General features: G+C 62.7%; 2 protein-coding genes and 1 rRNA gene. All 3 read left to right on the top strand.

What is annotated here, in order from left to right; genetic code table 11:
• The first annotated feature begins 205 nt into the window (after positions 1 to 205).
• The 3 genes from rrf to Y704_RS0113535 all read left to right on the top strand — a co-directional run bounded on the left by rrf (position 206) and on the right by Y704_RS0113535 (position 2,327).
• A 5S ribosomal RNA gene (rrf, locus tag Y704_RS0113545) occupies positions 206 to 322 on the top strand.
• A gap of 119 nt (positions 323 to 441) precedes the next feature.
• On the top strand, positions 442 to 933 hold the full coding sequence (locus Y704_RS0113540; protein WP_026550514.1) for an SRPBCC family protein: 492 nt from the start codon (positions 442 to 444) through the stop codon (positions 931 to 933).
• Positions 934 to 983: 50 nt separating this feature from the next.
• Complete coding sequence (locus Y704_RS0113535) at positions 984 to 2,327, top strand: FAD-binding oxidoreductase (protein ID WP_253904346.1); 1,344 nt, start codon at positions 984 to 986, stop codon at positions 2,325 to 2,327.
• The last annotated feature ends 225 nt before the right edge of the window (positions 2,328 to 2,552 follow it).

Genomic DNA, 2,552 nt, shown 5'->3' with positions numbered 1-2,552 from the left:
CCCCCCCCAAAAGGGGTACAAGGGGCAAGGATCAAATGCTACGCGTCCACTATGCGGTTCCCAACCAACAACCAGGGAACCCACAACTAAATACAGTCCAAAAACAGTTCGCACACGAGCCTGGACACCGTCCAGGCCACACCGGACCCCACAGATTTACCACCCCACACCCCCACACAGGGGGGTGGTGGCTGGTAGCAAGGGTTACGGCGGTCACAGCGTGGAGGAAACGCCCGGTCCCATTCCGAACCCGGAAGCTAAGACCCACAGCGCCGATGGTACTGCACCCGAGAGAGTGTGGGAGAGTAGGACACCGCCGGACAACCATTACGTGAAGCCCCCACCCCCCGGTGGGGGCTTCACCCCATTAACCACCCCACCCCCACCAAACCAGGAACCATCCGGCAAGATCCCAAGCTCCGCCACCGGTAGGGTCGGAGTATGAGCGACTTGTTCTCCCACCCCGCGCAGGAGCCACCCCCTGATCGATTGATCGACGATATCGGTGCTGAGGTGACGGTTCCTGGCGATGCCACTCATGCCTGGGCGGGCTTCATCGACCACATCCATTTGTGGTGGCCGACAGCGCTCCTCAGCGTCTGGGGGACCGGCAGCTTCTTCGATCTTGAATCGAACGCGCTCGTGGAGACGTCAGCAGAAGATGACGAAACTGTCTGGGCCGAGGTGACGGTCAGGGTTCCGCCAGCGCGCCTAGAATTGCTCTGGAGGCACAGGCCTGGCGCGGCCTCTTCGACGACAGTGACAGTCGAATTTTCCCAGGTAGAGCTGTCGGGTGAGCCCGGAACTGTGGTGTTCGTCCAGCACGGTGGGTGGGAGGCACCTGCCGGGGCAGGCGACCTTCGTTCTCGCTACGACTCCTTCTGGCCGGAGGCCCTTTCCCATTACGCGAGGTTCATGGGCGGTTCGCTGTGACTGTGGAGCGGGAGGTGGCCAGCCATCTAAAGGATGAGCTCGAGGAATTATTGCCCGGCAGGACCTCGTCGGCGCCGGCGGACCTCCGAACCTACAGTCACGATCAGGGTCCAATCACTGACAGTGCTGCGCCGATCGCCGTCGTATGGCCCGACAACACCCATGACGTGCAAACGATCCTGAAGTGGGCGAGCTCGCGGGACGTACCGGTGGTTTGCCGGGGTGCCGGCAGCGGCGTGTCTGGCGGAGCGCACGCAACACCCGGCTGCATAGTGCTCAGCCTCGAACGCATGAACGCCATTCTCGAGATACGCCCCGAGGATGAGGTTGCCGTCGTCGAACCCGGTGTCGTCAATGCCGACCTAAACTCCGCAGCGGCGGAATACGGCTTGATGTTCGCTCCCGACCCCGCGAGCTATCGGTGGTCGACGATCGGCGGCAATGTGGCGACCAACGCAGGCGGGCTCCGCTGTGCCAAATATGGTGTAACCCGCGATTCGGTCCTGGCGCTTGATGTCGTGCTCGCAGACGGAACATTGATCCACACCGGGCATTCGACGTTCAAAGGCGTTGCTGGTTACGACCTGACAGCACTGCTCGTCGGATCCGAGGGGACGCTCGGGGTGGTCGTGGGCATCACCGTGCGGTTGCGGTATTTGCCGGAAAAGGTTCAGACACTTGCAGCGTTCTTTCCCGATGTGAGATCAGCGGCGGAAGGTGTTCTGGCGATAGCCCGTGCCCGCGTACAGCCCGCCATTCTGGAATTGCTCGACGGGATGACGATGGAGGCACTGGATGTCGCCCACGGGTCGCGACTGGCCTCACGCGGAGGAGCGCTGCTGCTCCTTCAGACCGACGGGTTCGGAGCTGACGAGGAGGCGGCAGCCGTCCGGCGTGTCCTGACCGAACTCGGAGGCACGCTGTCCGAGGTCGGAGCAGCGGAGGCTGCCGATCTGGTCGAACTGCGCCGCCACAGCAGAGGAGACCCGGTGGATCATGAGTATCGGGTCGGTGAGGATGTTGCAGTGCCGAAGTCATCCCTCGTGCGGTATATCGGTGCGCTGGAGGACATCGCCAGAAATCAGGCCGTGCACTTGAAGGTTGTTGCGCACGCAGGCGATGGCAATCTCCACCCCACCTTTTGGGTGTCCACGACCGACGGCCCCGGAGCGCTTGTGCGGCTGGCGGTCGCACTGGACGAGTCCGTGCGGACCGCCCTCGAATTCGGCGGAACCATCACCGGCGAGCACGGCGTGGGCCAGTACAAGCTGCGGTGGCTGCCCTGGGAGCAGGCCGACGAGGTGCTGAACCTCCAGCGGCGGATCAAGGACGTGTTCGACCCGCGCGGAATCCTCAATCCGGGCAAGGCGATAGTGCCTGCTGTTCGAGAGTGACAGCGGGAAAACGGCAACCGGCGATGCGTGTCAATGTCTGGTGCTACTGTTTGCTCACACCGAAAAAACTCTGTCAATCGCTAGTGGGGGGCAATGATGTCAGGCAATAATCCAGGTTCGTCGCAGGGCGAATCTGAGGGGAAGTATCCCGGGTCTCAGCCGCAGTACGGGCAGTCGGGTCAGTCCGGTGGGTCTCAGCCGCAGTACGGGCAGTCGGGTCAGTCC

The sequence above is a fragment of the Arthrobacter sp. Br18 genome (assembly GCF_000520555.1).
GTDB lineage: Bacteria > Actinomycetota > Actinomycetes > Actinomycetales > Micrococcaceae > Arthrobacter_D.
Note: the sequence above shows the minus strand (reverse complement) of the source record. Positions and strands in the feature narration are given on the sequence as shown.